This window comes from Exiguobacterium sp. SH4S7 (assembly GCF_004336795.1).
In the GTDB taxonomy this organism is placed as follows: domain Bacteria; phylum Bacillota; class Bacilli; order Exiguobacteriales; family Exiguobacteriaceae; genus Exiguobacterium; species Exiguobacterium aurantiacum_A.
Map to the genome: position 1 here is coordinate 261,033 of NZ_SJUT01000002.1, position 26,634 is coordinate 287,666.

Consider the following 26,634-nt stretch of genomic DNA (forward strand, 5'->3'; position numbering starts at 1 on the left):
CTACAGCCCGTTCGTTTATACTTCCATAATGATCGGAAGAACCATTGGGTGTCTTCGTGTTTTTTGAGCCAAGTATGGCGTGAGTGTATCCGAGACAAGTTGCTTCATCTCTGACCATTTCATCTGCTTGTTCGATAAGCCTTGTTCGACCGTCTTCTTGAGCAAGCGCTCACCGTCACGAATTAGGCTGCCCGATTCACGCATGTACACGAATCCGCGCGAGATGATATCGGGTCCGGAGACGAGTTTTCGCGTCTTGCCGTCGATGCTGATGACGACGACGACAAGTCCATCTTCTGACAAGATCCGGCGATCGCGTAAGACGATATTGCCGATGTCACCGATGCCGTTTCCGTCAACATAGACGGCGTTCGCCGAAATTTTTCCTGTAATGGCAGCCGAATCGGCATCGACGGCGAGCACTTCGCCGTTGTCCATTACGAACGTGTTCTCTTTCGGGATCCCGACCGATTGCGCGAGCTCGGCATGTTTCACTAACATGCGGTACTCTCCGTGAATCGGCATGAAGAATTTCGGGTTGAGCAAGCGGATCATGAGCAGCTGCTCTTGTTGCGATCCGTGACCTGACGTATGGATGTTCGTGAGTTTACCGTAGACGACGTCAGCGCCCGCTTTGTACAGTTGGTTGATCGTTTTACCGACCGACACGGCGTTACCAGGAATCGGTGACGATGAGAAGATGACCGTGTCGCCAGGGATGATCGAAACTTGACGGTGTGTCCCGTTCGCAATCCGGCTGAGCGCAGCCATCGGTTCACCTTGTGATCCGGTACAGAGAATCGCCACTTCATGTGGTTGGAAGTTGCGCATCTGGTTCGTCTCGATAATCATTCCTTTTGGTACGTTGATAAAGCCGAGATCTTGTCCGATCGTCATGACTTTTTCCATCGAGCGACCGAAGATGAGCAAGTGGCGGCCCGTCTCAGCACAAGAGTCGATGACTTGTTGCAGACGATAGATGTTCGAGGCGAACGTCGCGAAGATGATGCGCCCTTCCGCTTTACGGAACGTCTCACTGATCGTCCCGCCGACGACTTTTTCACTCATCGTGAACCCTTCGATTTCTGCGTTCGTCGAGTCTGACAAGAGACAAAGGACGCCTTCTTTCCCGATTTCAGCCATTTTGGCGATATCAGCCGGCTCGCCGACCGGTGTGAAGTCGAACTTGAAGTCGCCGGTATGGACGATGTTGCCTTGTGGCGTCTTGACGACGACACCGAGCGAGTTCGGAATCGAGTGGGTCGTCCGGAAGAACGAGATACTCGTCTTTCTGAACTTGACGATCGTATCCTCATCGATTTCATGCAATTCGGCCTCGCGAAGCAAGCCGTGCTCCTCAAGTTTCACTTTGATCAACCCGAGGGCGAGCTTTGTCGCATAGATCGGCAGTTTGACTTGTTTCAACAAGAACGGGATTCCACCGATATGGTCTTCGTGACCGTGGGTGATGAACACCCCTTTTACTTTTTCTTTGTTTTTGATCAAGTATGAGTAATCTGGAATGACGTAGTCGATCCCAAGCAAGTCATCCTCTGGGAACATAATCCCGGCGTCGATGACAATGATCTCATCTTGAAATTGAGCGACATACGTATTCTTCCCGATTTCTCCGAGTCCGCCTAATGCGAACACAGCGGTTTGATGGTTCTTTACAAACTTCATTTAATCTCTCCTTACTTCTAGTTAGTTGATTTTCATCTATGTGATACATAAGTGATTCTCGTGATAAAGTTATGTCTCCGTAAGATTCTTTCTTCATTATAGCTCATATTGTGACAAAATTTCACTAATGACGTCAGATTGAGGGCGGTTTCTTGATTTCGTGGTATGCTTTTCTGTATAGAAATACCCTAAACAAGACAGAGAAAGCATGGTGATTCGAATGGAAGATAAAAAAGTAGTCTTTTTTGATATTGACGGCACGCTTCTCCACGAAGGGACGTATATTCCGCCTTCGACGATTGCGGCGATCGAACAACTTCGTGCGAACGGAGTCGAGACGTTCATCGCGACGGGACGAGGCCCGGCGATGCTCTCAGACATCCCGCAGCAACTTGGAATCGAGAGCATGGTGTGCTACAACGGCCAAATCGTCGTCCACCGTGGGGAAATCGTCTATCGGAACACGCTACCGACTCATGCGCTCAGCCGTTTGACGGACCATGCGGGAACGTTTGACCACACACTCGTCTATCTCGGACAAGACCATGGCGGCGCGACGAAGCCGAACGACCACGTCGTCGAACAGTCGCTCGGTGAACTCGATATGCCGATCCCGACGTACGCGCCAAACTTCCACATTGAACAGGACGTCTATCAGACGTTGCTCTACTGCACGCCTGAAGAAGAGCATCATTATCTCGACGCTTATAGCGAATTCGATTTTATCCGGTGGCACCCGCATGCGATGGACGTCATCAATCGCGGGGCGAGCAAGGCGGACGGCATTCGCCACTTCATCGAGACGAACGGCTATCGCCTCGAGAACACATACGCCTTCGGTGACGCGTTGAACGACTTGGCGATGCTCCGATACGTCGGTACAGGCATCGCGATGGGCAACGGACGAGCCGAGGCAAAAGAAGCGGCCGACTTTGTGACGAAATCGATTCTTGAAGACGGGATCGAGTACGGACTAAAAACTATGAAGCTAATCTAAAAACAACGAGAGGCGCGCGCCTCTCGTTTTTATCTTGACCGAAGCGAGCGTTCGAGCCGGTCGAGGTCAGTATCTTTTCCGATGATGATCAAGATATCTTCCGGCAGGATCATCTCGTCGGCTTGAGGGGAAATCAAGACGTCGTCACCACGACGGATGGCGACGATGTTGACTCCGTATTTGGCACGAAGGTCCAAATCGATCAGTGATTTATTCGATAGTTTATCAGAAGCCTTGATCTCGACGATCGAATGTTCATTTGAAAGTTCGAGGTAGTCCAAGATACTTTGGCTCATCAATCCGTTGGCGATCCGGACGCCCATATCGCGTTCCGGGTGGACGATGTTATCCGCACCGATTCGACGCAGGACTTTTTCGTGGTAGTCGTTCGTCGCTTTCACCGTGATGATTTGGACACCGAGCTCTTTCAAAATCAACGTCGTCAAAATCGAGGCTTGAATGTTTTCTCCGATTGCCACGATCACATGTTCGAAGTTACGAATCCCAAGACTCTTTAAGACGTTCTCATCGGTCGTGTCGGCGATGACCGCGTGCGTGGCTAGGCCCATGAACTCATTGACGCGTTCTTCATCCACGTCGATGGCGAGCACGTCATATCCGTTCGACGACAACTCCCGCACGATCGACCCACCAAACCGACCTAACCCGATGACTGCAAATTCACCTGTCATATTCAAAACATCCCTTTCCCTACAGCGGTTTCTGTTCCCGATTCTTCGTACAGTGTAACCGATTCGCCCTAAAAAAACTATACAAAAAAGACCGGGAAATCCCGGTCTTATGCTTTACCGCTTGAACGTTTTCCACGCACATAGTCATTGTCGAACAAGAACAGACGAAGCAATAAATACAACGCTGGTACGAGTAAGAGCAATCCTAGAATGAACACGATGACGAGCGCGATCGCCATCGACTCGTTGACGACGCTTCCGTTAATGTCGATATACGGATAGAGGATATACGGCAAATGCGTATAGCCATATCCGAACCACGCCATGAAGAACTGACCCATGACCATTAAGAAAGCGAGTCCGTAGTTGCGTTTCAAGTAGACGAACGATACGGCGATGATGAAGAAGACGAAACTCGCGGCGAACCACCACCAGTTACCCGCCAAAATGTTTTCATAGTGCCATGCCGCCTGTGACTTTAAGCCGAAGAAGACGAGGCCCGAAGCGAGGATCGTCGGAACACTCCAGAAGAGCGCCCATTTGCGCACGAGGCCGACTGCTTCGACATCACGTGCCTTGTCCGCATAGAACAAGAGGAACATCGCACTAATATAGAGCACCGACACGATCGCAAGGATAACGACTGTCCACGAGTAGAAGTTTGTGAACAACTTCAATCCGTCAAAGAACACACCCGACTCTGTCTCGTTAATGAATCCGCCTTGGCTGACCGTGAGCACGGTCGACATCGCCGCCGGAATCAATAAACCTGTCGCCCCGTACAAGAACACGTAAAACGTACTCTCTTTCGAACCGTAGTTCGCGAACGCATAAAAACTTCCGCGAATCGCGAGCAAGATCAACACGACAGAGGCCGGTACTAACAAGGCCGTTCCATAATAGTAAGCCGTATCCGGGAAGAACCCGACGATTCCGACGAAGAAGAAGACGAAGAAGACGTTCGTCACTTCCCATGTCGGTGACAAATACCGTTGAATCAGGCGATTGATTTTTTGGTCTCGCTTCGTGTACTTACTATAGAAAGCGAAGAAGCCGGCACCGAAATCAATCGATGCAACGATGAGATAGCCGTATAAAAACGTCCATAATACGGCAATCCCTAATTCTTGAATTTGCATGTCATATCCTCCGATCACACTTCATCCGCAAACATCGCTTCGCCGCGATGTTCCGATTGTTTTAGTTCTTTCCCGACTGGGTTGTCCTTGAACAGACGTGTCAAGACGAGCACTGTGACCACGCCAAGAACCGCATATAGGATCGCGAAGGCGATGAGCATCCAACCTACGTTAGCCGACGTCGTCGCTGCCTCACTCGTGCGCATCAAATCATAGAGCGCCCATGGCTGACGGCCAAACTCGGCGAAGAACCACCCGAACTCGATTGCCATCATGGCGAGAGGGCCTCCCGCCGCAATCGCAATCAGCATCGGTTTGCTGAATTGAGGCAATCGCTTAATGTAGCGTCCGAGGACGAACAGGAATGAAATGAGCGCAAGAAGCATCCCGATTCCGACCATCGCATCAAACAGATAGTGGATGAACAGTGGCGGTTGGTCCTCTTTCGCAAATTCATTAAGACCCGTCACCTCATAGTTTGGGACACCGCCCGCTAAGATTGACAACGCATAAGGGATTTTAATGGCCCCGCGTACTTCGTAACCACCTTCACCATCGTCTTCGAGCCATCCGCCCAAGATGAGTTCGGCTTCGGAGGAGGTGTCAAAATGCCACTCTGCCGCCGCCAACTTATCTGGCTGATACTTCGCCAAGTATTTACCTGAGAAGTCTCCGACGAGCGCAGTCGCAATCGCAAAGATGAGCGCGACGGTCATCGTTAAACGAAGACCTTTTTTGTGATATTCGATAGACAATTTGTCGAGCTGGTTACGGCGTTGGCGCAATAACTGCACGGCCGCAATCGCCGCTAAGATGAACGCCGATGTCAAAATGGCAGACGTTAATACGTGCGCCATCTTTGTCGGCATCGCCGGGCTGAACATCGCCTCGAGCGGACTCACGTTCGCAAGTTTCCCATCGACGATATCAAATCCGACAGGCTGGTTCATAAAGCTGTTGACTGTCGTAATGAAGAAGCCTGAGAACAGTGCACCAACGGCGACTGGAATCCCGATCAGCATATGGTGCCACGGGTTTTTAAACCGATCCCACGTGTACAAATAAATGCCGAGGAAGATCGCTTCAAAGAAGAACGCGAACGTTTCCATGAACAACGGCAGCGCGATCGTCTGACCGGCGACGCGCATCAAGTTTGGCCAAAGCAGTGATAACTGCAGCCCGATGGCTGTACCGGTGACGACACCGACCGCGACGGTCACGACATAGCCCCGCGACCACCGACGAGCCATCAAGGTGTATTTCGGATCTTTCTTTTTAATACCTAAAAACTCTGCCAATAAAATTAAAAGTGGAACCCCGACGCCGATTGTGGCAAAAATCACATGAAAACCTAACGTGAGTGCCGTTAGCGCCCGACTCATCAGGACCGGATCTTGAAACATCTATTGATTACCTCCTATCTCTCTCTAGCGCTTCACACCGATGCGTGAAACGAAACATCATAGATAATTTCCTTTGGATACCCCTATCATAATGATTTTATATAGCGCTGTAATGTCTCAATGCTTGAGTTCGCAAAATGTTCACATTTGAACAAGCTTAACAATATTGACGCTTTACAATCATAATAATTTCCCTTTTTCCTCACATCGGAAGCACAATTCAACACATTTCAACAAAAAAAGCGGACAGCAACGTGTCCGCTTCGTTCACTTCACAATGACCGTTCTAAAGAAATGGTCGAACAGTTCGACCGCGACATCGATCGCCCGCTCATCTGGATTGAGCGTCGCTTGATGAAGACCTGAACCCATGTCGTTCACCCCGAGCCACACCATGAATCCCGGCACTTGTTTCAACATATAGCCGAAATCCTCACCGGTCATGGCCGGAACGCACGTCTTATACGAATAGCCGACGTCTTCGACCGCTTCCTCGAACTGGAACAAATACCGTTCGTCGTTCACTACTTCATGGTACCGGTTGCCGAACTCGAGGTCGATATGGACGTTATACGTCATCTCGACACCGGCGATGACTTGACGGATCCGGCGCTCAAGGACGACCATTTCTTTATCCGACAGGGCCCGGATCGTCCCATCGAGCTTGGCCGTCTCGGCGATGATGTTCTCTTTCGTGCCGGCGGCGACTTTACCGATACTGATCACGGCGCTCCCCATCGGATCGATGTTGCGAGAGATGATCGTCTGCAGCTGCATGATCAATGCCGCCTGAACGATGACAGCGTCAATCCCGGCATGCGGGAAAGCGCCGTGCCCACCCTTGCCGTGAATCGTGAGGTGGAGCTCACGCGCACTCGCGAACAAGACGCCCGGTCGTGAGGCAATCGTGCCGACCGGATATTCCGGCGCCACGTGGAGACCGAACATCGCGTCAGGACGGAAATGATAGAACAACTCCGACATCGCCATCGGTTCCGCACCGCCCGGCCCTTCTTCGGCCGGTTGGAAAAAGACGACGAGATGATGATCGAGCGGCTCTTCGATCGCGCGTTTGATCAAGCCGAGCGCGATCGCCATATGGACGTCATGTCCACAGGCATGCATCATGCCTTCATGGACCGAGGCGAACTCCAGTCCTGTCTCTTCCGTGATCGGCAATCCGTCCATATCGGCCCGATACCCGATCGTCTTGTCGCCGACAAGACCGTCTACACGTACGAACAGTCCGGTGCGCCAATGCGAGATGTGGACCCGTGACGAGTTAAACGAACGAATCAACTCCTCAAGCGTCGCTTGTGTTTTAAACTCTTTGTAACCCGGTTCTGGAATCAAATGTAACTGTCTTCTAGCTTCTATGGCCCAACTCATTCCACACTCTCCTTTGTCACTTCTTCAACGATTTCCCAAAACGCTTTCACTTGCGCGAGCTCGAGCATCGAGTCGGTCGACAACATCCACGTGTCACGCACGAGCGGTGTCCCGTTCGACGACGTGAGCGGGATCTTATTGATCGCCTCGACATCGCGAATCGTCGACTCCGGCAAGATGGCAAAACCAATCCCATGCAGCGCCATCTGTTTGCACGTCTCGATCTGATCGACGACGAGTGTCGTGAGCGGCGGACTCGAGAACCGCTCTTGCCACCATTCAAGGATTTCTTGATAATAGGTCGAGTCACTCTTAAACTGAATGAACGAGCGCTCGTTATTTTTCAACTGCTTTAAATCGGTCATCCGCATATCAACGAGGTGAAGCGAATCTGAGAACAGTTTCATCTTTTCTCCGCGCCAGTCCGGATTACCGCGAATGATCCCGATATGGAAACTCTCTTCGAGCATATAGCGCATCATCTCGCTCGACCAGCCCGTCACGAGTTTGACTCGGACGGACGGATACCGTTCCATGAATCGTTTCAAGACGCGGGGCAACCAATACTGTCCCATGATCGAGGCGACCGCGATTTTGAGCGTCCCGTACACTTCGCCTTGCTTGGCCGTCAACTCTCCCCGAAGTTCTTGCTCTTCGCTATACATCTTTTTCGCGAAGTCGATGATTTTCTCACCGTCCGGGGTGAGGGCGAGGCCTCGCGTCGAGCGGACGAAAATCTTTTTGCCCCACTGATGCTCGATTGTGACGAGGCGTTGGCTTAAAGCCGGTTGGGAGACGAACAACCGCTCGGCGGCTTTTCTCATATTCAACTCTTCGGCGAGGACGATCAACACTTCCACTTCTGATACTTGCATGACGTCACCTATTTCTATATCGTTTCTAAGACTGTATACTAAATTCATTGTTGCTAACCTGTATCATATCATGTTCATTCGCAATTTTTGAGTCGTCAGGAGGAAATCGTATGCAACGTCATCATTTTGCCTTTATTGTCGCGACCGTCGCGACGCTTGGAAGTTTGTACTTCTCCGAAGTCATGCTTTATCTGCCCTGCAAGCTGTGCTGGTTTCAGCGCATATTCATGTACCCGCTCGCGATTTATTACTTGACTATCATGTTAACGAACCGTGAAGTCAACCGTCTCTTCATCGGACTGATGGCCGGTGCCGGCTGGCTGATCAGCCTATACCACGTCGTGCTCGAACGGATTCCGAACGGGGATGCGTTTTGCAGCAACGACTGTCTCATCCGTTGGGTGAACTACTTCGGGTTCGTCACGATCCCGCTCTTGAGCTTCATCGCGTTCACGCTGATTTTAGCTATTCAATTCGTTCCAAAACGTACTGTTCGTTGAATGGAAAGAGGAGACACGGTCGAAATTGACCGCGTCTCCTCTTTATTTAGCTTATTGCCACCACTCGTCATAGAGCGACGCCGGCATATGGTGCTTATGGCGCGACCGTTTAAAGATCGTCTCGATCCGCTCGGCGATAGCCGGGTCGACGGCTTTCCCTTCTAAATAATCGTCGAGTTGGTCATACGTCATCCCCAGTGCGACTTCATCGGGAAGACCCGGTTTGTCGTCCTCGAGGTCAGCCGTCGGCACTTTATAAATCAGACTCTCGTGCGCTTCGAGCTCATGGAGCAACGCTTTTCCTTGGCGCTTGCTCAGTCCCGTGAGTGGCGTCAAATCGGCTGCCCCGTCCCCGTGCTTCGTATAAAATCCAGTCACATACTCTGCCGCATGGTCAGTCCCGACGACAAGCGCCCCGAACGTCGCCGCGATGTCATATTGGACTTTCATCCGTTCACGCGCTTTCGTGTTCCCTTTATGGAAATCGCCGAGTTCGAGCGTCGTTGCTTGTTTGAACGCCTCGACCGAAGCATCGACGGCCGGCTTGATGTTGACGGTGAACGTCTTGTCAGGCCGGATGAAATCAAGCGCCCGCTTGGCGTCGTCTTCGTCATGTTGTTCGCCGTATGGGAGGCGCACCGCATAAAACGTATAGTCGCCGCCGGTCTCAGCCCGCAACTCTTCCATCGCGTGTTGGCATAACTTGCCCGCGAGTGTCGAGTCTTGTCCACCTGAAATACCGAGGACGAGTCCTTTCGCCCCCACACGTTTGACGTACGTTTTTAAAAAGTCGATTCGTCGACGGACTTCTTGAACTGGATCGATGTGCGATTTCACATGAGTCGATTCGATGATGTGTTGTTGCATCTTTCGTTTCCTCCTTGTTTGTAAGTCGGTTTGCCTTATTGTCTGACAATCTGGTTTTGTCGTCAATACGTTTGGATTCCAAAAAAAAGACGGAAACGTGAGTTTCCGTCTAACGGTTATTGAACGCGGAACGATGCGACGTCTCCGCCGATCGGTGTCATCTCTAGGAAGAGCGACTGTCCTGATGTCGGTTCCTCATCTAATAACACGCCGAACGTGAAGCCGCCGGCCGTCGGTTGCGACGCCCCTTGCGCAAACACGTTATGCCCGTCCGAGACGCTCCATTCGAACTCCTCGACGTTCGTGTACCCAGCCACTTCAATCAAATTCCCGTTTCTCTTAATCGAGACATCGCTGAACGCACCGTCCGTTTGGGCCGGCTGCTCGCTCGGCTCATCCGTTGGCTCTTCAGAAGGCTCTTCAGAAGGCTCTTCTGCCGGTTCTTCCGCAGGCGGCGCCTCTACCGCTTCAACTGATAACGTTTTTTGATCGGTGGCTGCCATCTCTGGTGCGCCTTCGACTTGAGCGAGACTGACGAAATCAACCGTATACTCTCCGCTCTCGAGTGTGAGCGGGAACACTTCGTCAAACACTTTCGTCTCACCCGGTTCCCACGTCTCTTCGATAATTGATTCAGTGAACATATATTCGCTGCCGTAATCAAAAACGGTCGTTTCTCCGTTCATGACCGTCAACTGAAAACGTTGCGATGAATTGAAGGTCACCTTGACCGGTCCTTCATTCGGGTTCGTCATCGAAACCGTCGCCGATAATTGTTTTGTGTCGGCATTGTAGCTCGCGTCCGTCTCAAGCGTCAATAAAGCTGGAGCTGCCGACGAGTTCCCGTCCACATCGCTCGGAGTTGCTTCTTCTTTACCACACGCCGCTACCACGAGCATCATCGCAGCGACCACGACTAGCAACCAAGTTTTTTTCACGTATTCCACTCTCCTCAACAAAATAAAAAAACGTCTATAGCACTAGTGTATACGTTCGTGCAGACGTTTGTAATGGATTTCCCTATATTATTTACCTTTTTTAAGAAACTTGTAGGTTTTCCACGTATTGCTGCCAACCGGTCACGAACAACGAGTCAGCGACGTCGATGTCAGAACGAACTTGTGCAGAGATTGAGAACGTCTCACTATGAATCGTCTCAAAAATGACGGTGATCATGCCATCGACCACTTCTTTGTAAGCTACGAGTTCAGTTGTTTCTGCAAAAAGAATCATGAGTGTTGCTCCTTTGTCCAAATAAGATACTTTCAGTGTACCAACGTTATTCAAATAAAAACGTCCTATCGTTCGACAGTCCCGCTCCGAGCTCGACTTGTCTGTCGAATAACTGGCACCGATTGTTAACCGATTGGTTGAATTATGTAAGGACAAACGAAAAAGAGAGGCAATTCGCCAAGCGAACTCCTCTCACTTCCTATAATTGTAAATTTGAACAAACCTGACTTGTCGAATGGTTTATTTCGAACGGTTCGAGATTTGTTGCCATACCGTTCCGAGTGCCGTTTCTCCGCTCGTAATTCGCTCTTTGGCGAGACGTGCTTGGAGAGAAACCTCGAACTCACGGTCGTCCTCGGCGATTTTCAAAGCCGGTACGGCCTGCTCATCACCACAGTCGAACAAGAAGCGTGCAGCCCGCCAACGGACAAGCTTACTTTTATCTTTGAGCGCCTCGATCATCGATGGCTGAGATTTTGACAACGCCCAATCAGAGACGGTGTCCCCCGCGGTCCGTCTCACGATCGGTGACGGATCGACGAGTGCCTGCTCGATATAGGTGACGTAATCCTCCCGATTTTCTTCAAACATACCAATCATGACGACTGCTTGACGACGGATCGCCATCACCTTGTCCTCGAGTGCCCGGCGGAAGTAATTCATGTTCTCCGGTTCGATTTGCAGTTCATCCAAGAATGCCATCCGTGCTTTCCAGTCCTCCGACTGGAGTTGCGACACGTTGGCCTCGTAATCCGCCTCGCGCCCGAAAGCACGGGCGACAATCCGAGCGACGCGATCTTCTGGATAGGCCGCTTCAAGCTCTTCTTGAGCGACAGCACTCACGTCTTCGAGTTCCCCGTAACGCGGAGCTTGTTCGACCCAGCGGCGATCTTGAATGACGTTTTTCACTTGCTGCTGTACCTGCATCGCTGCGTCGACAAAGCGTTTAGACAAACCGACCCGTTTCTCCTCGTCGCCTTTGACGAGTTTCAACTGCATCGGGACGTCTAATACGAACTGGACCGATACGTGGACCGGCTCATAGTCTGCCGTCAACTGGCTCGCTTCTCCTTCAGCGACGTCTTCGCCGAACGCGCGACGAATGTCGTTCATGACGTCGTGCCAATCGTGTTTCGGATGCCGTTCGACCGCTAAAAAATCAGAGACGGCGTATACCGATTTGACGCCTCGTAACGCGATGATGTCTCGGATCGTCTCCGGGACGTCCTGACTCGCCTTGTCATATGTGATCCCGCGGCCAGAAAAAGCCGGTTCGACAATGATCTTTAAATTGTTCGGACTTGGTGTTGGTTCAATTGCTACAAGTTTCATCTTCATCACCTCACACCAATCGTGACGAAAACAACAAAAAAACGCAAGCGAGTCGCTTGCGTCGTGAACATCAAAATAGGGCGATGAACTGTTGGAGGGAATAGCGCTCTCCTTCGACGTCGAACGTGTCATCTCCAGCAATCGGTTCTAGGAAGAAGCGTTTCTCCCCGTCAGCTTTCACGTAACCGAAGATGTGGTTCGTCTGATAAAATAATTCCACAATCGTGACCCGGCCGAACGTCATCCCGTCATTGATGACTGCCTGGTCCCCTAACTCGCCGCCGTTGTACAGTTCGATATACGTTTCCATGTGTTGTCGCTCCCTTTGTGTTTGTTTTCACAATTCATTTCTATCAGACAAAGGTCGTGACTTCAAGTTATTTTTTTGCGTTACGCTTCCAAAAATCAATCCAATTGTAATACTCAGATAACACTCTATCAATTTGTTGGATTGATGGTTCATGTTCAAGTCCTTTAGCACCAATCTTCTCTTTGCAATGCGTGATAAAGATTTCGTTTCCTGGTAAAACGTTTGCCCGATTTGTGGCAAATACTTGTCGGAGGTGGACTTGGCACCTTACCGTCCCGAGCATGCCGGGTGAGGCGCCGGCAATCATGACCGGTTTATCACGAAGTGGCGTTCCCGGTTCGAGCGATAGCCAGTCGATCGCATTCTTTAAGACGCCGGGGATGCTGTGATTGTACTCCGGGGTAACGACGAGCAGACCGTCCGCTTCTCTGACCACTTGCTTGAACGCGACAACGACGTCCGGTTCATCCGGGTCAATCAAGTCGTCATTATAGAGCGGCAATTCGATTGATGCGACCTCCACGTCAAACCGATCACGACCGAGTTCGATGATCGAATGAAGTAGCGCCGTATTGAACGATGCTTTACGCAAACTGCCTGATACGGCGATCAGTTTGAACTTATGCACCGGGCGCACTTCCGCATCGAGCCAAGCGTTAATGAGTTGCGCTTCGGTTTCAGGCGCCTCCATCATCCCCATATGACTGGCTTGCACCGTCTGTTTTGTATGACGCTCCGCCCCCATGAAAGCTCGTTCCGCGTCCATGTTCGGGTCTTTCGAGCCGTAAATAAACAATCCGGGCAAGTTCGTCTCGCGCACCGTTCCTGTCTCATCATTCCGGTCCCGAATCGCTTCTTGAGCTGAGATGATTCCTTCTTTCGACATGTTGAAGCCGATTCGTTTAGCACGTTCGATGAGTGTGTGATCAGAATCCGGGGCGAACACGCCTGGGATCATCTCGTCGATGAACGGATGGACACCTTCTTCGATCACTTTCTCAATCGCGGCGTTTCGTTTCGCCTTCGCTTGATCCGAATCCGCGCCGGCCGTCGAATGAATCAACCCGAAGCCAGATAATTCATCCGGATAGCGTCGAACAAGGTTCGTCGTGATGTATCCGCCGAACGAATGTCCCAGTACGACCGGACGATCGAGCTCGCGCAAACGTATCTCTCTGATCACCCAATCCGCGAATTGATCGATCGTCTCGGGACCCGATTCGGTGTCATCATGTCCTGGAAGCGTCAACGCGTACACATCCGCTTCAAGCATCGGGACGAGCTCGTCAAAATAATCCGGTGACCCACATAGGCCGTGAAGCAATACAACTTGTCTCATCGTCATCTCCCTCTCTGTGGCCATTCGTCTTTTAGTAGACGGTACATCGTCAAGTCCATAAAACGGCCGTGACTGTAAGCGTAGTCGTGCAGCAAGCCTTCCTCGGTGAAGCCGAGCTTTCGCACTAACCGATTTGACCCATCGTTCTCTGGTGCGACGAGCGCCGAGATCCGGTGAAACTTGAACTCGTCGAACCCGTACCCGATGACGGCTGTCGCCGCTTCATAGGCGACACCTCTGCGCCAATGACTAGGCGCGACTTCAAATCCGATTTCAGCCCTGAAATATTGGGGCGTCCAGTTATGAAAGCCGATCGTCCCGACGAGCTCATCGGTCACACGGTCACATATCGCCCATCGAATTGCTTTCCCTTGTTGAAATTGATCTTTAAAATAGGCGATGACGTTCTTCGCCTCATACACGGCAAGCAACGGATCAGATCCGTAATAGCGCATGACTTCCTCGGTCGAGAGGATCACGTAGAGTGCCCGCGCGTCCCTAGGCTCGAGTTCTCTCAGGATAAAACGATCTGTAGCGAGCTCTGGAAAACTCTTCTTCAACCCCCACATGCTGAACCCGCCTTTCTTCTACCTTTTCTCTAATTATACCTAGTTTTCCTCAAAAACCATCATCTCAATCATCTCGACCGCTCCAACATGGCACACTAGAGACGGATTTGCTAAAATCAAATTGTAGTGACTTCGAACTGAGGGGATTAATATGTCAAAACAGTTGTTCTACATTAAACAAGACCGGGAACTACAACGTTTTACCCTTCATGGGGTGACACTGACGGATGTCGTCGAAGCGTTATCACTCGCCCGACCGATGATCATCTGTCGAACAGACATTAAAGGGATGAGACAATCATCCCGGACGAGGTTTCGCTATATCGAGGCACACGAACTCTCAACGTTCTCGACGAAATACTTGAACAACCAGACGAGTTTCACCGCCATCGACTTTCCAGACTATAATTTACTCGAATCATTATCAGACCATGAGATTGCGGAAATCTTGTTTTTGAGCCACATGGAACGAGGGCTGAAAGCGCCGTTCCTCAACTCGATCCAAAATGAGATCGCTTATTTCAACGAGTCGAACGATCGTCACAGTAGCCTCTACATAAAAGACTGGTCGACGATCAATCAGTTCCTGCAAAGCGTGCTTCAAAGTAAACTCGACCGTGACATCCGTAATATCAGCTTCGTCCCGATCCCACTGCCTGTCATCGATGAAATCTTGGCTTTATCCCCACAAGGGCTGATTATCGATTTCGACCATACGAAACGCAGTCTGTTCAATCGACAAGTCGCCATCTCGTTTTACGTCGCCGGACGATACGAGGACATGTCTGTGCTTGAAGAAGACTTTGACGCCAAGAAGGAATCGATCGCCTTAAAAGGGCAATTGACCTATCGCCGCCGAGCATGGGAAATCGAACGATTTTAAGTTCATACGTGTATGAAAGTCAAAAGAGCCTGGAAAATTCAGGCTCTTTTTTGCTATCGTGCTCGTCTTTATTTCGTTCCAAATCGCTTTGTCTAACGACTTTATCGTTATTTTTAAAAATTGATAACAAATTGTCTTAATTTTTCGTTAAATTAAGTCTTTTCTTTTAACGATAGGACGGTATACTAGGAATAACCTTCTGGAGGGACGGAAGGCAATATAGAGAAAGCGAGGTGAAAATCTATTCATCTGTCGATGGATAGATCTACGAAATGGAACAACTGAAAGTACAGGGAATTTCTTCGTTCACCAAGTTTGCGACGAATGGAAACATGCTGAAATTAAAAGACGCAATTGCCGGCGAGCAGCGGATTTCGCTTCAAGAAGCGACCGATATACAAGTCTCGATGCTCGACGAGGACCATTCGCGCTTCACTATATTCGGTCAGTCGCGCCCACTCGTGGAACTGACCCTTCCTCACCATTCTTGTGAAGTGTTATATGCATGGCTGCTTCACAAATTAAAACGACAAAAAATCAAATTGGCTTCAAACGCTTAATAAAAGCGCGTCCTCATGAGGGCGCGCTTTGTTCATTCCTCCGATAGATGGTGACGCCCCCATGTTTGGCGGCGCCCACGACTTGGAACAACCACTCTTTCTCGATCAACAGTGACCGTACTGTCAAAAAGTCGTCTTTCGGTACGAGCAACTCATCGATTGAGCCGTTGAGTAACGCTTGGACCTTTTGTTCCCACTCGTTCATTTTGCTTCATTCCTTTCCTTCTGTGCTTCGTTCGCCCAGGCAAATAAGTACGCACCCGTTTGAATCGCGTCGCCCGGTACGAACAGTTCCATCGGCACGTGTGCATGCGACGGAATCTCTCGATTGATTGCGAGCACGACCGGTTCGCCGAGTGCTGCTTCGATGTAGTCGGAAGCAAACGTGATCACTTCATCCGCAGACATTGTTCCCTCGTTCGCAAGAGCCGCTGCATAGGCCGCGTCCACCTCATTACCTTTCAAAAGAACACGTCCGTGCTCGAGCAGCGCGAACGGTGGCTTCGCGTCGACATGAAACACCTCGTAGGCGCGATAGCCCGTTTCATCACATGATAGGAGCGGAACGAAGCGGCGTTGTCCCGTCCATTTCTTCAATTGAAACAACGTCCGCATCGACGCAAATGACTTCGCGCCAGTCGCATCTTTTTCGACCAATATCGTCGGCGAACTCGCCGCGTCCGCTTGATTCCTTCCCATAAACAACCAACTTTCAACTTCAGACACGAGTATCAACGATTCTTCCTCCCTATAATCCATTCTGATCCGGCAATCACCGTGAACGCGACGAGCCATCCGCCCACGACGTCACTGAAATAGTGAACGTTCAAAATGACCCGGCTGAACGAGACGGCTACGAGCAGCACGACGAGCACCGCGACCCAAACGGGCGAGTACTTTCGCCGGTATAAACTAAAAGCGAGCAAACCGTACAAGGCGAGCGAACCCGAGGCGTGCCCGCTCGGAAAACTATACGTCGTCGCATCGAGAGCGGCATCGATGAGCGGCCGGTCGATCCCGTACACGCGCTTCAATAGTTGAGTCAAAACTAACGTCCCGATGACGACGAGCGGTAATCGAAACGCTTCAAGTTTGTCCCCGCGCCATAACCAATAAAGCATGCCGACAAAGGAGAGGGCAATCAATACCTTCACACTGCCGAGTTCCGTCACATAGACGAACAGCGGGCCAGACAACGGCGCGACAATCCGATAGACGAACCCGTCGAGCGAAACCGCCCCACCTAAAATGACAATCACCGAGACGATGGCGAAGCCAAGCGTCCCGGCGATTGTCAGTGTTTTTGCGCGATGCATCAATATAATCCTTTGCGTTCACGCATCTCGTCTTCACCGAAATCGTTCATGTCGCGCAACCGGTGCGCGAGACGGCCCGATGCGTTAGCCGCGATCGCACCGACAAGGTCGTCCATGAACGTATGAACTTGACCATCGTCCATCTTCGTATCGAGCTGCTTGATGATCCCGATCTTCGCTTTATCTAAGTAACCGAACGTCGTGACGGCAATCGATCCGTACGTGTTGACGGCCCCGATCGCAATCGTCTCATCGACTCCGAATAGGCCTTCATCTGAAGCGACGATTGAAAGGAGCGGTTCTGACAACTGCCCTTTTTCGGCTAACATATCGAGCTCTGAGCCGACGAGAATCGCGTGTTGGAGTTCGCGTTTCTCAAGGACGGCCTCAACCGACTCGATGCAGTCTTTTAATGATAAGTGCGGTGAATAAGGCGCCTGCATTTGGTAGACGATCTCTGCGATCGATTCGATCGATACGCCCCGTTCAATCAAACGGGCCCGTGCAGCCTCTGTTACGTCTCGTGAGTGTGGTACTTGTTTCATAATTGTTGCGGGCAATTACCCGCGTCACATCCCTTCATCTCGAGAACAGCATGTCTCGAAGTACTCATTCTCTATTATACTGAAAACTTAAAAAAAAACACTAAGCCCACTTTGACTTCATTCGATAAATCGGTCATCATAAACTAGTAGACCATTCATAAAGGGGGAACTGGAATGAAGATTGGGGTAGTCTTATTTCCATCAAAACAAGTTCAAGACTTCGCCAACTCGTATCGAAAACGGTACGATACGAAGTACGCTTTGATTTCGCCACACGTGACGATCAAAGAACGTACCGAAGTCGACGAAGCCGAGTTACCAAAAGTGCTCGAGTATTTACAACAAATCGCTGAAACGACGAAGCCGATTCAGTTGAAGATCGACGGTGCCCGCTCGTTCGCGCCGACGAACAACGTCCTTTACTTAAAAGTGTTGCCGACGCGCGAACTCGCTGCGCTACAAACTCGCTTACACGAAGGTGCACTCGATCAGCCTCCGAAGTACGAGTTCCTCCCGCACATCACGATCGGACAAGATCTGACCGACGCCGAGCTGTTCGATGTGCTCGAACGGATGCGGATGGAACAAGTCCATTTTGAAGAGACGATCAACCGTATGGCCGTCATGTATGAGCTCGAAAACGAAACATGGAACGTCTATGAGACGTTCCGGTTCCGAGGTTAATATTATACGCTCCGGTCGACGAAACGACCGGGGCTTTTTTCTTGTTCAGCTTCTAACCATTCTTCTTGACGCGGAATAATCCGCTGGACCCGCTGGATGCGAGTGACCGGTTCGATGTTCGCCCGTTCTGTCGGTTGGACCTGGCGATTCCCATATTGGACGACCGTAAAATCAATCTGATAAGGACCCATGATCTTCCCTCCCTCACAAGTCCTTACCCCAAACGGTTACGCTATAATACAAAAAGAGCGCATTTACGCGCCCTTTCCCAAACTTATAAAATATGGTAGCCGCTGTCGACGTGGATGACTTCTCCCGTGATGCCGCTCCCCATGCCCGATAACAAGAATAGACCGGTCGAGGCCACTTCTTCAGCCGAGACGTTCCGGCGCAGTGGTGCCTTTTGCTCGAGTTCAGACAAGATGCTGTTAAAGTCGCCGACGCCTTTCGCCGACAACGTCCGAATCGGTCCAGCCGAAATTGCGTTGACTTGCACGCCTTGCGGGCCGTATTCGTTCGCTAAATATTTGACGCTCGAATCGAGCGCGGCCTTAGCGACACCCATCAAGTTATAGTTCGGTACGACCCGTTCCCCTCCGAGATACGTGAGCGTGATGACCGAAGCGTTCTCTGCGAAGTAAGGTTTTGCCGCCTTGACGACCGCCGTCAAACTGTACGCCGAAATATCGAGCGCTTGTGCGAACTGACCGCGCGTCATCTCCGAGAATTCACCGCGCAACGCTTCTTTATCCGCGAAAGCGATTGAATGCGCAATCCCTTGAATCAGGCCGACTTGCTCATGGATCGAACGGAACGTCGTGTCGATCGCTTCATCGTTCGTCACATCACACTCAAGCAACAGTGCTTCTTGGCTCAATTCAGCAGCGAGTGATTCGAGACCTGACTTGAAACGTTCAGACGCATAAGTGAGCACGAGCTTCGCTCCTGCCGCGTCGAGCGTTTTCGCGATCGCCCAAGCGATCGAGCGTTTATTGGCAATCCCCATGACGACGTACGTCTTGTTCGTTAACGTTGGATAAATTGACATTGTGAACTCCCCTTTTTAGTACCTGGTTATAACATCTGTTATCAGATTACAGAATGGTGTCTGTTTTGTCAACCGCCTCGTAACGTATTGCGATTTTTTATAGTTACGGTAAGATAAACTACGTATAGAAAGGGTGAGACGACTTCATCATGAACCGCATTCAATCTTATTTAAAAAGTTTAGACACGACACTTCTGACAATCGTCTTCTTCTTGATGGTCATTAGCCTAGGCGCCATTTACACGGCACAACCGATGTTGCCAACACGATTACAACATATTAACTTCGCCTTCGATCAAGGAATCCGTTACATCATTGGATTCGTCGCCATGTTTGCCATCATGACAATCGAATACGAGCAGTTGCGAAAAATTCATTGGTATCTCTACTCCTTTGGTTTATTGCTTTTAGTTGGCTTAATTCCGCTCCGGGATACCACACTCGTTCCAAATATTAATGGGGCGTATGGATGGTATAATGTGCCTGGTTTCAGTTTTCAACCAGCTGAATTTATGAAGTTGTTTTTACTTATTTCCATGGCCACAATCGTCTACGACCACAATAAACGTTACGGTTCGTCTCAACAGGATGCGTGGCTGTTAATGAAACTAGTATTACTCGCTATCCCGCCTCTTGGGCTGATTGTCACGCAACCAGACTTAGGGACCGGGCTTGTTTTAATCACGATGCTCGGTGCCATCATCATCGTGTCAGGAATCGGTTGGAAGTGGTTGCTCGGTCTATTTAGCGCTGCCGCCGTGACGATCGGTGGGTTCATGTACTTGTTTTTCTCGCATTTCGAGGTGCTTCAAAGCTTCGTTCCGGGCCACGCCTTGAATCGCTTTCAAGCATGGATTTACCCATATGAGTACTCTGACGATTTAGCGTTCCAGTTGATCAAATCGCTTCAAGCCATCGGTTCTGGTCAAATGTTCGGAACTGGCTATGGTCAAGGTTTAGTCTATCTACCAGAGTCGCAGACCGATTTTATTTTCGCCGTCATCGCTGAGCATTATGGTTTTATCGGTGCAGCAATCGTGATTATCGTCTTCTTCTTGTTCTTGTACCGGATGATTCATATCGCGCTCGAAGCGAGCAGTCCGTTCGGAAGTTACATCGTGACCGCCGTCATCGCCATGTTCACGTTCCAGATCTTCCAAAACATCGGTATGACAATCGGTGTCCTCCCGATCACCGGTTTGACCTTGCCGTTCATCAGTTACGGGGGTACCGGGATTATCATGAACATGATTGCCATCGGGCTCGTCATGAACGTCGCCTCAAAATCAAAAACGTATATGTTTGACGACGATTAAACATAGCCCCGCACTCATTTGAGCGCGGGGCTATGTTTTGTTCACTCGTGTTCGAGTTGAAAGTCGACGGGGTAAGCCGCTTCGATTACGATACTCTCCCCTGTCAACGGATGATCGAACGCGGCAGACGAGCTGTGAAGCGCGTGACGGGCGAGCACGGGACGTCCGCCATACATCGTATCCCCGAGTAACGGATGACCAATGTGGCGCATGTGGACGCGTATCTGATGGGTCCGTCCGGTCTCGAGTTGGATCGTCAACGCCGCATAGTCACCGTGCGACTCGACGTGACGGACGTGTGTGACGGCTCGTTGCCCGTCGTCTGTGACGACACGTTCCATGATCGAGTGTTCGGCCCGACCGATCGGCGCATCAATCGTCTGTCGTTCGACCAGTCCTTCGACGAGGGCGATATACGTCCGGGACAAACCACCTCGCTTTTGAAGTTCGCTGAAACGATGGTGCACGTACGCATATTTAGCGAACAAGACGACACCAGACGTATCCCGGTCGAGCCGATTGATCACATGAATCGCCGAGTGCAATCCAATTCGTTCATAGTAACCGAGCACAGCGTTCGCAAGCGTGTCGTCAGGATGAAGCCGAGACGGGATCGTCGCGATGCCTGCCGGCTTATCGACGGCGAGCAAATAGTCGTCCTCGTAGATGACCGTGAGCGGACGCCGTGAACGGACCATCGTTTCCGCTGGCTGCTCAAGCGGAAAATGAACCGTCACTTCATCGCCGCTCGACACATCAAAGCGAACAGTCCGCGGCTCCCCGTTCACTAAGATGAGGCCACCGTGTTTGACTTGCGTCAACATCTTGCGTGAGATGCCACAATCCCCCATCAAAAAATCGCGCAGCGGGACGTTCGTCTCCGCGACACGACGTAATGTAAAACCGTACATATGTTACTTCCCTTCCTCGATGAACGATTCGCGCACCCGACGCCAAAACGGGAACGGGCGGAACCGGGCGAACGTCACTTTTTCTCTCGCGACCGCGCAACGGATCGACTGGACGTTCGACCACGACAGTGCTTCCTGATGGTCGAACGCGAGCTCAAACTCCGTTTTCGTATGCGGTTTGATTTTGACTTGGTGGTGCTTCGGCAACAACAGTGGTGAGCCGATCGTCCGGTAGACGAGATTATTGATCGACGCCATCTCGGTCACTTGGATCGCCTCGATCGATGGATGGACGATCGCACCGCCGAGCGCTTTATTATAGGCGGTCGAGCCGGAAGGTGTCGAGATGCAAAGCCCGTCTCCGCGGAACGTTTCAAAGTAATCATCACGGATCGACAAGTCACACACGAGCGTGCGCTTGTAATTTTTAATCGTACACTCGTTCATCGCCAACTGCCGCTCCGTCGTCCCGTCCTCATAGTCGATCAACACTTCGACGAGCGGATAAGATACCGGTTCAAACGACTCGCTCGTGATCATCTCTGTCAATTCATCGAGCTCGTCCGGTTGCCAGTCGGCGTAAAAACCGAGATGGCCCGTATGGATGCCGACGAGAAGGGTGTCGTCTAACCGATCGACATATTCATGGAACGCCTGTAGCATCGTCCCGTCCCCACCGACCGAAACGACGATCCGAGGTTGTTCTGAGACGGAATGTCCCGCCTCGGTCAACTTGTCTGTCAACTCACGCGCGATCTCCGCGGAACGCGCATCTCCCCTTGACACAATCGCAAACTGCATACACTCACCCCCCTAGTCTTGGTCCGTTTGGACGTTCATTTCTTTATCACGAAACACTTGCTGCGCATCTTGAATCTCGACGCGGAGCTGACTCATCTCAGCATCGAGCAGAAACGCCGCCTCCGCGGCCCGACGCAGCCGTTCTTGGACTTCTTGCGGCATGTCGCCATCGTATTTATAGTTTAACGAGTGCTCGATTGTCGCCCAAAAGTTCATCGCGAGCGTCCGAACTTGGACTTCGACGAGCGTCGGGAATTCCCCGTGGATCGTCTGGACCGGGTATTCGATGATGATGTGATACGACCGATAACCCGATTCTTTTTGATTCGTGATGTAGTTCCGTTCTTCTACGATTTTAAAGTCGGTCCGGTGGTGCAACAGCTCGAGGACCTGCACGATATCGTCCACAAATTGACACATGATTCGAAGCCCGGCGATGTCTTGCATCTCGGTCGACAAGTGATCATAGGCGATCTGTTTGCGTTTCGCTTTCTCGAGGATGCTACCGACCGGCTTGACCCTGCCGGTGACGAACTCGATCGGAGAATGGTCATTTTGCGAGTTGTATTGCTTACGGATCGCTTTAAACTTTACTTTCAGCTCATCGACCGCAATTTGATACGGCACTAAAAATTGATCCCAGTCCACTGATTGCATATGCTGTCACCACTTTCGTTCGTTTCGGAAAACCTTGCTTTTTTCCGTATGTATCCGATTGTATGGTATCATAAACCAACAATTGTTCATAGAATGGAGCGATGATGAATGACCCAAGAAGTGGAAATTGAGTTTAAATCGATGCTGACGAAAGATGAGTATGAGACGTTGCTCGAATCGTATCAGTTATCCGACCAAATTAAATGGCAAGCCAACGATTATTTCGATACGCCCACGTTTGAACTGCGCAGCCAAGGCGCGGCCTTGCGCATCCGCGAGAAGAAGACCGGTCAAGTTTTGACGCTCAAACAACCGCACGATGTCGGACTGCTTGAGACGCATGCACCAATCAATGAAGAAGCGGCGGAAAATTTGTTCAAGTACGGCATCGTCCACGACGAACAGATGAAACAAGCCCTCGCCACGTTCAATTTGACCGGACCGCTCGAACATTTGGGCCGCCTCGAGACGAAGCGTGCTGAAATCGAGACGGCAGACGGTCTGCTCGTGCTCGATGAAAGTCATTATTTGGAGATTTGTGATTATGAAATAGAATTCGAAGTGACGGACGAAGCGGCAGGCCGAATCGCGTTTGAAAAGCTGCTCTCGAGCCACAATATCCCGTTACGTCCGGCCAAAAATAAAATCGTCCGATTCATGGAAGAAAAGATGGGACGGAGTGAAGGTTGAGCAGATACGTTGCCAACCTTTTTTTTTCGTTGCTACAATGAGCATACGATATATTTGATTTTGTTTACGAGAGGAGGCGACACAATGGAACTTGAACAATGTAATGAGTCATCCTGTTCACTGGAAGAATCTTCTATCCAAGTAACATATAAGCCATTAGAGTTATTCTATTTCATGGACATCTCTGATCCCGACGGTTTTCACGTGATGACACTCATTAAAAAACTCGAGCTCGAATACGGGCACTTGATTCGTTTTCGGATGGTCTCGACGGTTCCTAGTTGTGTTGGCGGATGTCAGGAAGAGGTTCGCCTTCTCACGATGATCAAGGCTATGGAATTACAAGGGAAACGCCATGCGATGCGTTTTTTGCGTCACCTTCATATTAACGACGCCTTTACGAAGGACGCTTCTAACGATGCCGACCTGTGGGAGATCGCGCGCTCTTACGCTGGATACGGACTCGACATCGATGAGTTGGCGGCAGATATGCAGTCGAATCAACTCTTGAGCGCCCTCGCTGTCGACCATCAAATATTAAAAGACTGGGAAATCGAATCACTTCCCGCCATGACGTTCGTCACCCGTGACGAGGCGCTCAAAATCGAAGGCGTCTATCCTTACGACGTGTACCAAGCCGTTATGAGTGAACTGCTCGGATACGTACCGAATCGGCAAACCGGTTGGAACGTTGAAAAAGTGTTACGTCACTACGACGCCTCGACAATCACTGAGCTCGCATTCATCTTAGAGCTCGACAAGCCGATCATCGAGCGGGAACTGAAAAAACTGTCGCTCCAGCAACGTTGCCGCCCTGTTCCCGGCTGCAGCGGTCAAGCATGGGCCACACAAAAATAAACGGATACAAAAAGAAACCCACGGCCGGGGAGCCGTGGGTTTTTGACGTCTCAAGCGGGGACAAGAGACGCCGATCTTAACACCCGGGGAAGGTGTCAAGACGGGAGAAAGTTTACGGTCAATAAAGGGGTTTGTGATTGATTTCACACTTATAATATAACCATAGGCTCGCCTGTTGACAAGCACTTTGTTCATATTGTCACATAATGTTCACGCGCATGCACGCTTACGAAAACAGGAGTGATTCCATCTCATCGAGGACGGATTCAAACTGATCGAGCGCCGCTAACACAGGTGCTTTCGTCGTCATGTCAACGCCGGCCGCCTTCAACACCTCGATCGGGTAATCGCTCGACCCGGCTTTTAAGAACTTATCGATATAACGTTTAACGGCAGGTGCGCCTTCGTCCATGATTTGTTGCGACAACGCCGCTGACGCCGAAATTCCTGTCGCATACTGATATACATAGTAGTTGTAGTAGAAGTGCGGGATACGGGCCCACTCGAACGCGATCTCTTCGTCGATGACGATGTCGTCGCCGAAGTAACGCTTGTTCAACTCAAGATACGTCTCGTTCAAGTATTCTGGTGTGAGCGAGATGCCATCTTGGGCCGCTTGATGGATCTTATGTTCGAACTCGGCGAACATCGTCTGACGGAACAGCGTCCCCCGGAACGTCTCGAGTTGATTGTTGAGCAAGTAAAGACGCTCGGCTTTGTCCGTCCGTGTCTTCAACAAATAGTCGTTCAAGAGCGCCTCATTCGTCGTCGAGGCGACTTCTGCCACGAAAATCGAATAGTCCCCATACGGGTACGGTTGCGTGGCACGCGTGTAGTGACTGTGTACCGAATGACCGAACTCGTGGGCGAGTGTGAACAAGTTGTTCACGTTGTCTTGCCAGTTCATCAAGATGAACGGTTGCGTGTCGTACGCGCCAGACGAATAGGCACCGCTACGTTTGCCGCGAGTCTCCCGGACGTCGACCCAACGTGAGTCGAGACCGTCTTTGACGATTTGGACGTACTCGTCTCCGAGTGGAGCCAGACCTTGGACCATGAGCTCTTTCGCTTCTTCATAAGGCACTTTCATCTCGACGTCTTTGACGAGTGGCGTGTAAAGGTCATACATGTGCACCTCGTCTACACCGAGCGCTCGTTTACGAAGCGCGACATAACGGTGCAACAGATCGAGCCGTTCATTCACCGCTTCAACGAGTCCATCGTATACCGATTCAGGAATCGAGTTGTTGTGGAGTGCCGATTGACGCGCACTCTCAAACTTGCGCACCGTCGCATAAAAGTTGTCCTTCTTCACGCTCCCAGACAGAGTTGACGCGAACGTGTTCAAGTATTGTTTGTACGTCCCATACATCGCTTTGAAAGCCGTCTCACGCACGCTGCGGTCTGCCGACTCTAAAAACGTAATGTAACGTCCGTGCGTCAGTTCGACTTCTTCTCCTTGCTCATTCTTTACTTTAGGGAATTTCAAATCGGCGTTGTTGAGCATGCCGAACGTCGAGCTCGATTGCCCGAGCACGTCGCCGGCTTGGGCGAGGATCGCTTCTTCCGCTTCCGTCAAGACGTGGGGCCGCTCTTGCGCCAACTCATCGAACGCATGACGGTAGACGGTCAACCCTTCGTGGCCGCCCATGAACGCTGTGATCTCACTTTCGTCGATGGCGAGCAGTTCTGGTGTCATGAAGGCGAGTTGAGCCGAAATTTGAGCGGCGAGTGACCCGGCACGGTCGTTCAGCGCCTGATAATGGCTGTTGGCCGTATCTTCGTCATAGCGCATATGGGCGTATGTATACAGCTTATGCAGTTGACGCGAGATCTCGTCACGGAGCTGCAGCGCCGCGTAAAGTGTCTCGGCCGATTCCCCGAGTTTCCCTTTGAATTCAACGAGTTCAGGGATTCGGGCTTTGAGTGTCTCAAAGTCTTGCTCCCACGCTTTGTCGTCTGCATAGATGGTTTCTAAGTTCCACGTCTCCTCGACGGGTACTTGTTGTCGTGTTAGTACTTCTGACATATGTCCAC

General features: G+C 50.8%; 31 protein-coding genes. 7 read left to right on the forward strand and 24 right to left on the reverse strand.

Annotated features, from left to right (window positions below):
* Positions 1-15: 15 nt before the first annotated feature.
* The gene (gene rnjA / locus EVJ29_RS05425) at positions 16-1,683 is read right to left on the reverse strand and encodes a ribonuclease J1 (protein ID WP_070327600.1); all 1,668 of its coding nucleotides are present in this window, start codon (positions 1,681-1,683) and stop codon (positions 16-18) included.
* A gap of 208 nt (positions 1,684-1,891) precedes the next feature.
* Between rnjA and EVJ29_RS05430 the strand changes: the two genes are divergently transcribed.
* Complete coding sequence (locus EVJ29_RS05430) at positions 1,892-2,680, forward strand: Cof-type HAD-IIB family hydrolase (protein ID WP_201738981.1); 789 nt, start codon at positions 1,892-1,894, stop codon at positions 2,678-2,680.
* A gap of 29 nt (positions 2,681-2,709) precedes the next feature.
* Here EVJ29_RS05430 and EVJ29_RS05435 read toward each other — a convergent pair whose 3' ends face one another.
* From EVJ29_RS05435 to EVJ29_RS05455, 5 genes are all read right to left on the reverse strand, one after another.
* Entirely contained in the window at positions 2,710-3,372 is a 663-nt protein-coding gene (locus EVJ29_RS05435) for a potassium channel family protein (protein ID WP_071399517.1), read from the reverse strand.
* 107 nt (positions 3,373-3,479) lie between these two features.
* On the reverse strand, positions 3,480-4,511 hold the full coding sequence (locus tag EVJ29_RS05440) for a cytochrome d ubiquinol oxidase subunit II (protein ID WP_070327603.1): 1,032 nt from the start codon (positions 4,509-4,511) through the stop codon (positions 3,480-3,482).
* A gap of 14 nt (positions 4,512-4,525) precedes the next feature.
* On the reverse strand, positions 4,526-5,914 hold the full coding sequence (locus EVJ29_RS05445; protein ID WP_131465385.1) for a cytochrome ubiquinol oxidase subunit I: 1,389 nt from the start codon (positions 5,912-5,914) through the stop codon (positions 4,526-4,528).
* A 267-nt stretch (positions 5,915-6,181) separates the two neighbouring features.
* Positions 6,182-7,303, reverse strand: coding sequence for an N-acetyldiaminopimelate deacetylase (locus EVJ29_RS05450; RefSeq protein ID WP_070327605.1), 1,122 nt, complete (start codon positions 7,301-7,303; stop codon positions 6,182-6,184).
* The gene (locus EVJ29_RS05455; protein WP_070327606.1) at positions 7,300-8,178 is read right to left on the reverse strand and encodes a LysR family transcriptional regulator; all 879 of its coding nucleotides are present in this window, start codon (positions 8,176-8,178) and stop codon (positions 7,300-7,302) included. Before EVJ29_RS05455 ends, EVJ29_RS05450 begins: the two co-directional genes overlap by 4 nt.
* Positions 8,179-8,288: 110 nt before the next feature.
* On the opposite strand from EVJ29_RS05455, the gene EVJ29_RS05460 reads away from it, so the two are divergent.
* The gene (locus EVJ29_RS05460; RefSeq protein WP_070327607.1) at positions 8,289-8,678 is read left to right on the forward strand and encodes a disulfide bond formation protein B; all 390 of its coding nucleotides are present in this window, start codon (positions 8,289-8,291) and stop codon (positions 8,676-8,678) included.
* 51 nt (positions 8,679-8,729) lie between these two features.
* Here EVJ29_RS05460 and nadE read toward each other — a convergent pair whose 3' ends face one another.
* The 7 genes from nadE to EVJ29_RS05495 all read right to left on the reverse strand — a co-directional run bounded on the left by nadE (position 8,730) and on the right by EVJ29_RS05495 (position 14,328).
* Positions 8,730-9,545, reverse strand: coding sequence for an ammonia-dependent NAD(+) synthetase (nadE, locus tag EVJ29_RS05465; RefSeq protein ID WP_070327608.1), 816 nt, complete (start codon positions 9,543-9,545; stop codon positions 8,730-8,732).
* Positions 9,546-9,661: 116 nt separating this feature from the next.
* Complete coding sequence (locus tag EVJ29_RS05470; protein WP_236633407.1) at positions 9,662-10,483, reverse strand: BsuPI-related putative proteinase inhibitor; 822 nt, start codon at positions 10,481-10,483, stop codon at positions 9,662-9,664.
* A gap of 100 nt (positions 10,484-10,583) precedes the next feature.
* A complete protein-coding gene (locus EVJ29_RS05475; protein WP_070327609.1) occupies positions 10,584-10,778 on the reverse strand; it encodes a hypothetical protein in 195 nt (64 codons plus the stop codon).
* Positions 10,779-11,018: 240 nt separating this feature from the next.
* Positions 11,019-12,110 carry a virulence factor gene (locus EVJ29_RS05480; protein WP_201738982.1) on the reverse strand — a complete coding sequence of 364 codons (1,092 nt, stop codon included), beginning with the start codon at positions 12,108-12,110 and terminating at the stop codon, positions 11,019-11,021.
* 70 nt (positions 12,111-12,180) lie between these two features.
* The gene (locus tag EVJ29_RS05485; RefSeq protein ID WP_070327611.1) at positions 12,181-12,420 is read right to left on the reverse strand and encodes a hypothetical protein; all 240 of its coding nucleotides are present in this window, start codon (positions 12,418-12,420) and stop codon (positions 12,181-12,183) included.
* A 67-nt stretch (positions 12,421-12,487) separates the two neighbouring features.
* The gene (locus EVJ29_RS05490) at positions 12,488-13,759 is read right to left on the reverse strand and encodes an alpha/beta fold hydrolase (protein ID WP_161567328.1); all 1,272 of its coding nucleotides are present in this window, start codon (positions 13,757-13,759) and stop codon (positions 12,488-12,490) included.
* Between the two features lie 2 nt (positions 13,760-13,761).
* Positions 13,762-14,328: a GNAT family N-acetyltransferase gene (locus tag EVJ29_RS05495; protein WP_131489868.1), complete on the reverse strand. Its 567-nt coding sequence runs from the start codon at positions 14,326-14,328 to the stop codon at positions 13,762-13,764.
* Positions 14,329-14,479: 151 nt separating this feature from the next.
* On the opposite strand from EVJ29_RS05495, the gene EVJ29_RS05500 reads away from it, so the two are divergent.
* Positions 14,480-15,211: a hypothetical protein gene (locus EVJ29_RS05500; RefSeq protein ID WP_131440409.1), complete on the forward strand. Its 732-nt coding sequence runs from the start codon at positions 14,480-14,482 to the stop codon at positions 15,209-15,211.
* Between the two features lie 341 nt (positions 15,212-15,552).
* On the opposite strand, the gene EVJ29_RS15455 is transcribed toward EVJ29_RS05500, so the two are convergent.
* The 5 genes from EVJ29_RS15455 to EVJ29_RS05525 form a co-directional block, all read right to left on the reverse strand.
* Entirely contained in the window at positions 15,553-15,696 is a 144-nt protein-coding gene (locus EVJ29_RS15455) for a hypothetical protein (protein ID WP_201738983.1), read from the reverse strand.
* Between the two features lie 88 nt (positions 15,697-15,784).
* Positions 15,785-15,976 (reverse strand): hypothetical protein, encoded by a 192-nt coding sequence (locus EVJ29_RS05510; protein ID WP_131504783.1) that lies wholly within the window; start codon positions 15,974-15,976, stop codon positions 15,785-15,787.
* Entirely contained in the window at positions 15,973-16,506 is a 534-nt protein-coding gene (locus tag EVJ29_RS05515; protein WP_146256762.1) for a hypothetical protein, read from the reverse strand. The genes EVJ29_RS05510 and EVJ29_RS05515 overlap by 4 nt, the downstream gene beginning before the upstream one ends.
* Positions 16,503-17,087 (reverse strand): phosphatase PAP2 family protein, encoded by a 585-nt coding sequence (locus tag EVJ29_RS05520; RefSeq protein ID WP_070327618.1) that lies wholly within the window; start codon positions 17,085-17,087, stop codon positions 16,503-16,505. Before EVJ29_RS05520 ends, EVJ29_RS05515 begins: the two co-directional genes overlap by 4 nt.
* Positions 17,087-17,632, reverse strand: a complete 546-nt coding sequence (locus EVJ29_RS05525) for a phosphatidylglycerophosphatase A family protein (RefSeq protein ID WP_070327619.1) — start codon at positions 17,630-17,632, stop codon at positions 17,087-17,089. The genes EVJ29_RS05520 and EVJ29_RS05525 overlap by 1 nt, the downstream gene beginning before the upstream one ends.
* Before the next feature lie 174 nt (positions 17,633-17,806).
* On the opposite strand from EVJ29_RS05525, the gene EVJ29_RS05530 reads away from it, so the two are divergent.
* Positions 17,807-18,316, forward strand: a complete 510-nt coding sequence (locus EVJ29_RS05530) for a YjcG family protein (protein ID WP_070327620.1) — start codon at positions 17,807-17,809, stop codon at positions 18,314-18,316.
* 2 nt (positions 18,317-18,318) lie between these two features.
* On the opposite strand, the gene EVJ29_RS05535 is transcribed toward EVJ29_RS05530, so the two are convergent.
* Together EVJ29_RS05535 and fabI are read right to left on the reverse strand one after the other, a co-directional pair.
* On the reverse strand, positions 18,319-18,507 hold the full coding sequence (locus tag EVJ29_RS05535) for a hypothetical protein (RefSeq protein WP_016510315.1): 189 nt from the start codon (positions 18,505-18,507) through the stop codon (positions 18,319-18,321).
* An 83-nt stretch (positions 18,508-18,590) separates the two neighbouring features.
* On the reverse strand, positions 18,591-19,364 hold the full coding sequence (gene fabI, locus EVJ29_RS05540) for an enoyl-ACP reductase FabI (RefSeq protein WP_071399503.1): 774 nt from the start codon (positions 19,362-19,364) through the stop codon (positions 18,591-18,593).
* A 149-nt stretch (positions 19,365-19,513) separates the two neighbouring features.
* On the opposite strand from fabI, the gene EVJ29_RS05545 reads away from it, so the two are divergent.
* Complete coding sequence (locus EVJ29_RS05545) at positions 19,514-20,680, forward strand: FtsW/RodA/SpoVE family cell cycle protein (RefSeq protein ID WP_071399502.1); 1,167 nt, start codon at positions 19,514-19,516, stop codon at positions 20,678-20,680.
* Positions 20,681-20,721: 41 nt separating this feature from the next.
* On the opposite strand, the gene EVJ29_RS05550 is transcribed toward EVJ29_RS05545, so the two are convergent.
* From EVJ29_RS05550 to EVJ29_RS05560, 3 genes are read right to left on the reverse strand one after another with little or no spacing between them, the layout of a single operon-like run.
* Positions 20,722-21,591 carry an RluA family pseudouridine synthase gene (locus EVJ29_RS05550; protein ID WP_131465403.1) on the reverse strand — a complete coding sequence of 290 codons (870 nt, stop codon included), beginning with the start codon at positions 21,589-21,591 and terminating at the stop codon, positions 20,722-20,724.
* Positions 21,592-21,594: 3 nt separating this feature from the next.
* Positions 21,595-22,392: an NAD kinase gene (locus tag EVJ29_RS05555; RefSeq protein ID WP_070327624.1), complete on the reverse strand. Its 798-nt coding sequence runs from the start codon at positions 22,390-22,392 to the stop codon at positions 21,595-21,597.
* Positions 22,393-22,404: 12 nt separating this feature from the next.
* On the reverse strand, positions 22,405-23,049 hold the full coding sequence (locus EVJ29_RS05560) for a GTP pyrophosphokinase (protein ID WP_070327625.1): 645 nt from the start codon (positions 23,047-23,049) through the stop codon (positions 22,405-22,407).
* A 120-nt stretch (positions 23,050-23,169) separates the two neighbouring features.
* Between EVJ29_RS05560 and EVJ29_RS05565 the strand changes: the two genes are divergently transcribed.
* Complete coding sequence (locus EVJ29_RS05565) at positions 23,170-23,739, forward strand: CYTH domain-containing protein (RefSeq protein WP_131465612.1); 570 nt, start codon at positions 23,170-23,172, stop codon at positions 23,737-23,739.
* Between the two features lie 333 nt (positions 23,740-24,072).
* Entirely contained in the window at positions 24,073-24,597 is a 525-nt protein-coding gene (locus tag EVJ29_RS05570) for a DsbA family protein (protein ID WP_236633408.1), read from the forward strand.
* 226 nt (positions 24,598-24,823) lie between these two features.
* On the opposite strand, the gene pepF is transcribed toward EVJ29_RS05570, so the two are convergent.
* The gene (pepF, locus tag EVJ29_RS05575) at positions 24,824-26,626 is read right to left on the reverse strand and encodes an oligoendopeptidase F (protein ID WP_070327627.1); all 1,803 of its coding nucleotides are present in this window, start codon (positions 26,624-26,626) and stop codon (positions 24,824-24,826) included.
* Between the last annotated feature and the right edge of the window lie 8 nt (positions 26,627-26,634).

Excerpts from the sequence above, each read along its gene's own strand:
- pepF (WP_070327627.1), bottom strand. The coding sequence starts at position 26,626 with ATGTCAGAAGTACTAACACGACAACAAGTACCCGTCGAGGAGACGTGG.
- EVJ29_RS05570 (WP_236633408.1), top strand. The coding sequence starts at position 24,073 with ATGGAATTACAAGGGAAACGCCATGCGATGCGTTTTTTGCGTCACCTT.
- EVJ29_RS05495 (WP_131489868.1), bottom strand. The coding sequence starts at position 14,328 with ATGTGGGGGTTGAAGAAGAGTTTTCCAGAGCTCGCTACAGATCGTTTT.
- EVJ29_RS05480 (WP_201738982.1), bottom strand. The coding sequence starts at position 12,110 with ATGAAACTTGTAGCAATTGAACCAACACCAAGTCCGAACAATTTAAAG.
- nadE (WP_070327608.1), bottom strand. The coding sequence starts at position 9,545 with ATGCAACAACACATCATCGAATCGACTCATGTGAAATCGCACATCGAT.
- EVJ29_RS05500 (WP_131440409.1), top strand. The coding sequence starts at position 14,480 with ATGTCAAAACAGTTGTTCTACATTAAACAAGACCGGGAACTACAACGT.
- EVJ29_RS05520 (WP_070327618.1), bottom strand. The coding sequence starts at position 17,087 with ATGCATCGCGCAAAAACACTGACAATCGCCGGGACGCTTGGCTTCGCC.
- EVJ29_RS15455 (WP_201738983.1), bottom strand. The coding sequence starts at position 15,696 with ATGGTGAGGAAGGGTCAGTTCCACGAGTGGGCGCGACTGACCGAATAT.
- EVJ29_RS05560 (WP_070327625.1), bottom strand. The coding sequence starts at position 23,049 with ATGCAATCAGTGGACTGGGATCAATTTTTAGTGCCGTATCAAATTGCG.
- EVJ29_RS05530 (WP_070327620.1), top strand. The coding sequence starts at position 17,807 with ATGAAGATTGGGGTAGTCTTATTTCCATCAAAACAAGTTCAAGACTTC.
- EVJ29_RS05550 (WP_131465403.1), bottom strand. The coding sequence starts at position 21,591 with ATGTACGGTTTTACATTACGTCGTGTCGCGGAGACGAACGTCCCGCTG.
- EVJ29_RS05435 (WP_071399517.1), bottom strand. The coding sequence starts at position 3,372 with ATGACAGGTGAATTTGCAGTCATCGGGTTAGGTCGGTTTGGTGGGTCG.
- EVJ29_RS05460 (WP_070327607.1), top strand. The coding sequence starts at position 8,289 with ATGCAACGTCATCATTTTGCCTTTATTGTCGCGACCGTCGCGACGCTT.
- fabI (WP_071399503.1), bottom strand. The coding sequence starts at position 19,364 with ATGTCAATTTATCCAACGTTAACGAACAAGACGTACGTCGTCATGGGG.
- EVJ29_RS05510 (WP_131504783.1), bottom strand. The coding sequence starts at position 15,976 with ATGAACGAGTGGGAACAAAAGGTCCAAGCGTTACTCAACGGCTCAATC.
- EVJ29_RS05455 (WP_070327606.1), bottom strand. The coding sequence starts at position 8,178 with ATGCAAGTATCAGAAGTGGAAGTGTTGATCGTCCTCGCCGAAGAGTTG.
- EVJ29_RS05525 (WP_070327619.1), bottom strand. The coding sequence starts at position 17,632 with ATGAAACAAGTACCACACTCACGAGACGTAACAGAGGCTGCACGGGCC.
- EVJ29_RS05450 (WP_070327605.1), bottom strand. The coding sequence starts at position 7,303 with ATGAGTTGGGCCATAGAAGCTAGAAGACAGTTACATTTGATTCCAGAA.
- EVJ29_RS05430 (WP_201738981.1), top strand. The coding sequence starts at position 1,892 with ATGGTGATTCGAATGGAAGATAAAAAAGTAGTCTTTTTTGATATTGAC.
- rnjA (WP_070327600.1), bottom strand. The coding sequence starts at position 1,683 with ATGAAGTTTGTAAAGAACCATCAAACCGCTGTGTTCGCATTAGGCGGA.
- EVJ29_RS05490 (WP_161567328.1), bottom strand. The coding sequence starts at position 13,759 with ATGAGACAAGTTGTATTGCTTCACGGCCTATGTGGGTCACCGGATTAT.
- EVJ29_RS05545 (WP_071399502.1), top strand. The coding sequence starts at position 19,514 with ATGAACCGCATTCAATCTTATTTAAAAAGTTTAGACACGACACTTCTG.
- EVJ29_RS05535 (WP_016510315.1), bottom strand. The coding sequence starts at position 18,507 with ATGGGTCCTTATCAGATTGATTTTACGGTCGTCCAATATGGGAATCGC.
- EVJ29_RS05445 (WP_131465385.1), bottom strand. The coding sequence starts at position 5,914 with ATGTTTCAAGATCCGGTCCTGATGAGTCGGGCGCTAACGGCACTCACG.
- EVJ29_RS05440 (WP_070327603.1), bottom strand. The coding sequence starts at position 4,511 with ATGCAAATTCAAGAATTAGGGATTGCCGTATTATGGACGTTTTTATAC.
- EVJ29_RS05555 (WP_070327624.1), bottom strand. The coding sequence starts at position 22,392 with ATGCAGTTTGCGATTGTGTCAAGGGGAGATGCGCGTTCCGCGGAGATC.
- EVJ29_RS05485 (WP_070327611.1), bottom strand. The coding sequence starts at position 12,420 with ATGGAAACGTATATCGAACTGTACAACGGCGGCGAGTTAGGGGACCAG.
- EVJ29_RS05475 (WP_070327609.1), bottom strand. The coding sequence starts at position 10,778 with ATGATTCTTTTTGCAGAAACAACTGAACTCGTAGCTTACAAAGAAGTG.